The sequence below is a fragment of the Leisingera sp. genome (assembly GCF_034669605.1).
In the GTDB taxonomy this organism is placed as follows: domain Bacteria; phylum Pseudomonadota; class Alphaproteobacteria; order Rhodobacterales; family Rhodobacteraceae; genus Leisingera.
Genome location: NZ_JAXMOX010000230.1, coordinates 1 through 6746 on the forward strand (window position 1 = coordinate 1; position 6746 = coordinate 6746).

8 protein-coding genes are annotated in these 6746 nt (G+C 64.2%); 3 read left to right on the forward strand and 5 right to left on the reverse strand.

The genetic code is table 11. From position 1 onward, the window contains the following. The 4 genes from VOI29_RS21145 to VOI29_RS21160 form a co-directional block, all read right to left on the reverse strand. The coding region (locus VOI29_RS21145) for an SDR family oxidoreductase (RefSeq protein WP_323783414.1) at window positions 1-315 on the reverse strand (315 nt) is incomplete at its 3' end. 14 nt (window positions 316-329) lie between these two features. After that, window positions 330-827 carry a DUF1178 family protein gene (locus VOI29_RS21150; protein WP_323783416.1) on the reverse strand — a complete coding sequence of 166 codons (498 nt, stop codon included), beginning with the start codon at window positions 825-827 and terminating at the stop codon, window positions 330-332. A gap of 67 nt (window positions 828-894) precedes the next feature. After that, window positions 895-1668, reverse strand: coding sequence for an EcsC family protein (locus tag VOI29_RS21155; protein ID WP_323783418.1), 774 nt, complete (start codon window positions 1666-1668; stop codon window positions 895-897). Between the two features lie 48 nt (window positions 1669-1716). After that, the gene (locus VOI29_RS21160; protein ID WP_416361572.1) at window positions 1717-2223 is read right to left on the reverse strand and encodes a GNAT family N-acetyltransferase; all 507 of its coding nucleotides are present in this window, start codon (window positions 2221-2223) and stop codon (window positions 1717-1719) included. 91 nt (window positions 2224-2314) lie between these two features. On the opposite strand from VOI29_RS21160, the gene VOI29_RS21165 reads away from it, so the two are divergent. Continuing rightward, window positions 2315-2920 (forward strand): flavin reductase family protein, encoded by a 606-nt coding sequence (locus VOI29_RS21165; protein WP_323783420.1) that lies wholly within the window; start codon window positions 2315-2317, stop codon window positions 2918-2920. 8 nt (window positions 2921-2928) lie between these two features. Further along, a complete protein-coding gene (locus tag VOI29_RS21170) occupies window positions 2929-3570 on the forward strand; it encodes a CatB-related O-acetyltransferase (RefSeq protein WP_323783423.1) in 642 nt (213 codons plus the stop codon). A gap of 106 nt (window positions 3571-3676) precedes the next feature. On the opposite strand, the gene VOI29_RS21175 is transcribed toward VOI29_RS21170, so the two are convergent. Then, window positions 3677-5317 (reverse strand): SulP family inorganic anion transporter, encoded by a 1641-nt coding sequence (locus VOI29_RS21175; RefSeq protein ID WP_323783425.1) that lies wholly within the window; start codon window positions 5315-5317, stop codon window positions 3677-3679. 387 nt (window positions 5318-5704) lie between these two features. Here VOI29_RS21175 and VOI29_RS21180 point away from each other — a divergent pair, with 387 nt between their 5' ends. Next, window positions 5705-6568, forward strand: a complete 864-nt coding sequence (locus VOI29_RS21180) for an S-methyl-5'-thioadenosine phosphorylase (protein ID WP_323783427.1) — start codon at window positions 5705-5707, stop codon at window positions 6566-6568. Window positions 6569-6746 lie beyond the last annotated feature (178 nt).

Consider the following 6746-nt stretch of genomic DNA (forward strand, 5'->3'; position numbering starts at 1 on the left):
CGGCAGCATCGCCTGCACCGTCAGAAACACACCGGTCACATTGGCGGCCAGGGTCTTGGCCCAGACCTCAGCCGAATAGTCCTCCATCCCCATCTTCTTGTCGATATAGACCCCGGCATTGCAGACCAGAAGGTCCACCGGCCGGTTCTTGATCTGGGCGGCAAAACGCGCCTGCTGACCGGGATCGGAGACATCCAGTTTCACTCCGGAGGAATGGTCGCGCGAGGTGCCGGTCACCTCATAGCCCGCCTCCTGCAGCCGTTTCACCAGCTCCTTGCCAATGCCGCGGCTGGTTCCTGTTACAACTGCATGCATCTTTGCTCTGCCCTTCAGTTTGATTTGCGCCCGGGACGGAACGGCAGCGGTAAAACCGGCACGCCCTCCTCGATCAGTTCCCGCGCATCTTCCAGCTTTGCCTCACCATGGATCGCCCGCTCCGGCGCCTCGCCCAGATGCATTGCCCGGGCCTCCTGAACAAAGCTGCCGCCGACGTAATCGGAGTTTTCCTCAATCTTCTTGCGGAGATCGGCAATCGCTTGTTCGACCTTCCCAGCGGGGCGGCTCAGCACGCCGGGACCTGCAGGCGGCGCCGGCGCAGCTTCGGGGGCCGCAGGCCGCGCGGCCTGCTGTTCCGGTTCACCCACGGCAGATACCGCTTTGCGGCCTGTCCGGACCCGCGGCGCCATGATGGCTTTCTCCACTTGCGCGCCGCCGCAGACAGCACAGGACACCAGGCCGGCAGCCGCCAGCTTGTCAAAAGCCGCCGCCGACTGGAACCAGCTGTCGAAACTGTGGCCTTCGGAGCATTTGAGGCTGTATTGAATCATGCTTTCCCTCTTAACAGGAAGGGATGATTAAATCCCCCTCTACGGCAAGTGCAAGAGGTGTCTGTTCCTACCGCGCCGCGTCCGGGCTCTGCAGCCGCTGCCGCAGCTTTGCCGCCAGCTCCTCCTGCGGCACATCGGCCTCTACCGCCAGCCGCCTGAGACCGAAATGCACATGTGCCATTTCGCGGTAGTAACCGGCAAAGACATAATTCACAGCGGCCCCTGCCACGGCTCCGGCGACCGGCACCGCCTGGGCCGCCAGCTTTTGCCCCAGCACTGCACCCAGCTTGGGCGCCACCTGAGCTATCAGCTTATGCAAACCACCCGGCAGCCCCAGCCGCACCGAGACAAAGCCCAGATCCGCGCCGTCATCCCCGGCCAGAGGCCCAGCCGCCGCAAACACCTGGATACAGTCAAAGGTCACGCTTTCAGCCTCCGGGTCGAAGCCTTCCGCCGCTGCAGCGCCCTGAATGGTCCGGAGCAGAAACGCCGTGGTTGCAGGCAGCTCCACCAGTGCGCCCGGCAGGCCCGCCGCGCCGCCCGCGGCGCCCATTGCAGCGCTCACCAGCCGGTCAACGCCGGGTTTCTGATCTGCTACCAGGCGGCGTGACTGGCTGGCCCCCTTCATGGCAACCCTGAGGGCGGTTTCCGCCGCGCCTGTCAGCCCGGCCCGCACCGGGTCCGGCAACCGTTCCAGCAGGCTTTCGCCGCTGCCGCCCAGCCGGTTCAGAAGGTCGACGCCAAAACCGCCCGCCGCCCGGTGGCGCTGCGCCAGCGCCTCCAGTTCAGCCTCAATATCCTGCGGGGTAAATTCCCGCGCTGTCGATAGAACGTCCGCCACACGCGCCTCCTTTTCCCGTCTTAAAGATCGGCAGACAAGGGTGGGAATTCAACCCTTCCAGCGGCGCACCTGCCCGTGAACGCCGTCCCAGGCCGCGTCCTGCAGCGCCAGACCCAGCACCCGGTCCGGGTTGGTCGGCGGCGGCATTTCAACCCCGGTCAGTTTCGTGAAGCCAAAGCGCCGGTAGTAGGGCGCATCGCCCACCAGCATCACCCGTGCCCAGCCGGTTTCCTCCGCTTTGGCAACGCTGTCGCGAATCAAAGACCCGCCCAGCCCCTCGCCCTGCCGTGTCGGGTGCACCGCAACCGGTCCCAGCAGCAGCGCAGGCGCCGTGCCGGCCAGAACCGGCCAGAACCGGATCGCCGCAGCCAGAATGCCGTCACTGTCGCGCGCCACCTGGCTGAGACCTGCAACCGGCGGAACCCCGTCGCGCAACCGGTAGGACGACAACGCCTCGCGGCCCGGCGCAAAGCACAGGTCGTACAGCGCCTCGACCTCCCACCGGTCGTCCGGCTGTTCTGCCATTAATTCGATCACGCTGCCCTGTCTCCGCATTCTGCCCCTGCAGGCTGGCATTCGGCCTAACACGCGCGTAAGCCTTGGGCAAACACCTAAGCCGCTGAATAATCCAAAGCAGGAAGCAAGAATGTTCTACCGACCCGAGGACGGCCACGGCCTGCCCCACAACCCGTTCAACGCCATTGTCACACCGCGTCCCATCGGATGGATCTCCTCGCGCTCTGGCGGCGGGGTGAACAATCTGGCGCCCTACTCCTTCTTCAACGCGGTCGCCTATACGCCGCCGCAGGTGATGTTTGCGTCCACCAGCGCCAAGCCCGACCAGCCGGGCACCAAGGACAGTGTCGCCAATATCGAGGCCACCGGCGTCTTTTGCGTCAATGTGGTCTCCTATGCATTGCGGGATGCAATGAACGCCAGCGCCGGCGCGCTGCCCAAGGAGGAGGACGAGTTCGCCCACGCAGGCCTGACCGCGCTGGAATGCGAAACCATCGCCTGCGCCCGCGTCGCCGAATCGCCGGCGGCGCTGGAATGCCGGCTCACCCGGATCGTGACCCTCCCGGGCGAGGCCAACAAGGTGGTGTTCGGCGAAGTGACCGGCGTGCACCTGCGCGACGAGTGCCTGAAGGACGGAACATTTGATGTTACCACCTTCCAGCCCCTGGCCCGCCTCGGGTACCGCGACTATTCTGTGGTGCGCGACCTGTTCCCGCTCACCCGCCCCGACGATTGAGGCCCGCCATGCCGTTACCCGACCCTGCCAGACGCCTCCCGATCATCCTGCCGGACGGCGCGCCGCACGCGGGCACCGTGATGCTGAGCCAGGTGCTGGACCACCCGAATATTCAGACGGGCGATTACAGCTATGCCTCTGATTTCGACCCGCCGGAAAACTGGGCGCAGCATCTTGCCCCCTATCTGTTCCCCGGCGCACGCGAACGGCTGGTGATCGGCCGCTTCTGCCAAATCGCCCATGGGGTGCGCTTCATCACCGCTTCAGCCAATCACGCGCAAGAAGGCCTCAGCTGCTACCCGTTCCCGGTGTTCGACCCGGCGCAGATGGCAAGCTACCAGCCCGACACCCGCGACACCGTGATCGGCAATGACGTCTGGATCGGCTACGGCGCGATGATCCTGCCTGGCGCCCGCATTGGCGACGGCACCATCATCGGCGCCGGTGCCGTGGTGCGCGGCTCTATCCCGCCCTATGCCATCGTCACAGGCAATCCCGGCACAGTGCACAGCTTTCGCTTCTCCAAGCCGCAGATTGCCCGGCTCCTCGGCCTGAAATGGTGGGACTGGCCGCCCGAGCTGATCTCCCGCGCCGAACCTGCGCTGCTGTCCGGCGACGTCGAAATGCTGGAAACCCTCGCCCCCGACTGACCCCCGCGCCAAGCATCTGCCGCTCTGGAGAGCCAGAAGCCCGCTCCAAAACAAAGAAACCCGCAGTTCGCTGGAACTGCGGGTTTCTTGTACAATCCGCTTAATGTCAGTGACCGCCTAGAATCCCGGTCTTGACCGAGTAATCTGCCGCCACCTCATACTCCGGGTCGTCATCGCTATCGACCATCAAGTGGCCCGCTTTGGTCAGCAGCTGATGGCAATCGCGGCTCAGGTGGCGCAGCACCAGTGTCTTGCCCTCGGCCTCGTATTTGCCGGCAATCGTCTCCACTGCCTGCAGCGCCGACTGGTCCACCACCCGGCTGCGGGCAAAGTCCACAATCACATGATCCGGGTCGCCGGTCACATCGAACAGCTCGATGAATCCGTCGGTGGAGCCAAAAAACAGCGGGCCTTCGATCTCATAAACCTTGGCGCCTTTGTCAGACTCAGACTCGCGGGTATAGGCGTGGATACGGCGCGCGTTGTTCCAGGCATACGCCAGCGCCGAGACGATCACGCCGACAACAACCGCAATTGCAAGGTCGGTCATCACTGTCACCACGGTCACCAGCACGATGACAAAGGCGTCCATCAGCGGCACTTTGGTCATCACCTTGAAGCTGTTCCAGGCAAAGGTGCCGATCACCACCATGAACATCACGCCCACCAGCGCCGCCAGCGGGATCTGCTCGATCAGCGGCGAGGCCACGACGATGAAGGCCAGCAGGAACAGCGCCGCTGCAATCCCGGCAATCCGGGTCCGGCCGCCGGATTTCACGTTGATCATCGACTGGCCGATCATTGCACAGCCACCCATGCCGCCAAAGAAACCGGTCACCACATTGGAGGCGCCCTGCGCAATGCATTCCTGCGAGGCACCGCCGCGCTTGCCGGTGATCTCGCCCACCAGGTTCAGGGTCAGCAGGCTCTCGATCAGGCCGATCGCTGCCAGGATCACAGCATAAGGCAGGATAATCCACAGCGTTTCCAGCGTGAAGGGCGCCAACGCGGTGCCAAAAAGCCCCTCACCGGTGCCGAACGGGTTGTGGAACGACGGAAAGCCCCCCTTGATCGAGGCCATGTCGCCAACTGTCGGCACATCAATCCCAACCGCAATCACCAGGCCCGCCACGATGCCGATCCCCGCCAGCGGTGCAGGAATGACCGAGGTCAACTTGGGCACGCCCCAGATGATCAGCATGGTCAGCCCGACCAGCCCCAGCATCATCACCAGCTGCGAATTCGCCAGCCAGGCCTCGGTGTTGTCCGGATCCTTGAACTGGGTCAGCTGCGCCAGGAAGATCACGATCGCCAGACCGTTCACAAACCCCAGCATCACCGGATGCGGCACCAGGCGGATGAATTTGCCCCAATGCATTACCCCCGCGATAATCTGCAGGATCCCCATCAAGACCACGGTGGCAAACAGGTACTCGACTCCGTGATCGGCAACCAGCGCCACCATCACCACCGCCAATGCCCCGGTCGCACCCGAGATCATTCCCGGCCGGCCGCCGAACACCGCGGTGATCAAACCCACCATAAAGGCCGCATAAAGTCCGACCAGAGGATGCACCCCGGCGACAAAGGCAAAGGCCACCGCCTCGGGCACCAGCGCCAGCGCCACCGTGAGGCCGGACAGAAGCTCAGTGCGGACACGGGCCACGGTAAAGCCCTCGTCCTGCATGATCGAGAGGTTGGGCGGGGAAATCTGCTTGGCCAGCAAAGCCATGGCTGCGCGTCTCATCTCAGGTACCTGTGCTCGGGAGGAAGGGTATTCGCTGCCCGCCCCTAGCGGAAATACGCCAATGGGGCAAGGGTGCGGCCGGCCGGCCCACCCCCTCGCCGGCTGCGGCTGCATGTTGTATAGCGCATTTACCGAAACGGAGGGCACCGCCTCCCGTACGAAAACGCCGGCGTCCGCTTCCTGCGCGATTCGTGCCCGCCCTTCATCGTCACCCGCACACTCCCGCCGGAGGGCAGTGCCCTGCCCAAAACACCGCCGAACAGGCGGTGCAGGCGTGTCTGCCCCTGAAGACCACCTTGGGCTTGCCAAATCCGGCCCCGCTTGCGCATATCCCAATCAGCAGCATTAGGAGGGCAGCACGTGACCGCACCAGAACCCCGTGAGACCATGATCGCCGTGATCGGCGGCTCCGGCATTTATGACATCGACGGGCTGGAAGGCGCCGGGTGGGTCTCGGTCGACACGCCTTGGGGCGCCCCCTCGGACCAGATCCTGACCGGCACTTTGGGCGGCGTGAAGATGGCCTTTCTGCCCCGCCACGGCCGCGGCCATGTGCACTCTCCGACCGAGGTTCCCTACCGCGCCAATATCGACGCGCTGAAACGGCTCGGCGTCACAGATGTATTCTCGGTCTCTGCCTGCGGATCGTTCCGCGAGGAAATGGCGCCGGGTGATTTTGTTGTGGTGGACCAATTCATAGACCGGACGTTTGCACGCGAGAAAAGCTTCTTCGGCACCGGCTGCGTCGCCCATGTAAGTGTCGCGCATCCGACCTGCGAACGGCTCTCGAACGCGGCGGAAGAGGCGGGCAAGGATGCTGGTATCAACATCCACCACGGCGGCACCTATTTGTGCATGGAGGGACCGCAGTTTTCGTCCATAGCGGAAAGCAAACTGTACCGCGAGCAGTGGGGCTGCGACGTCATTGGCATGACAAACATGCCCGAAGCCAAGCTCGCCCGCGAGGCCGAGCTGTGTTACGCCTCCATCGCCATGGTCACCGATTACGATAGCTGGCACCCGGAGCACGGAGCGGTCGAAATCACTGATATCATTGCCACCCTGCAGGGCAACTCCGCCAATGCCCGCGAGCTGGTCCGCCGCCTGCCCGCTTTGCTGGGCCAGGAGCGCGCCGGTTGCCCGCATGGCTGCGACACGGCGCTGGAGTACGCCATTATGACCGCAGCCGAGAAACGCGACCCGGCTCTTCTGGCCAAGCTGGATGCGGTGGCAGGCCGGGTTCTGGGCTGATTCAGGCTTGCAACAATCTTGACTTTCCGGGGTGGCCTCAGCGGGGCCGCCCCTTTTCTTTTCTGCAGCGAATGCCTGTATGGGCACGCTGGAAACACTGGGCCAGATGGGCGGTTCGCTCAGCACCTCTCAGACCGCCGGCTACAGCTTTGGTTTCCGCGCACAGTCGACGGTGCCG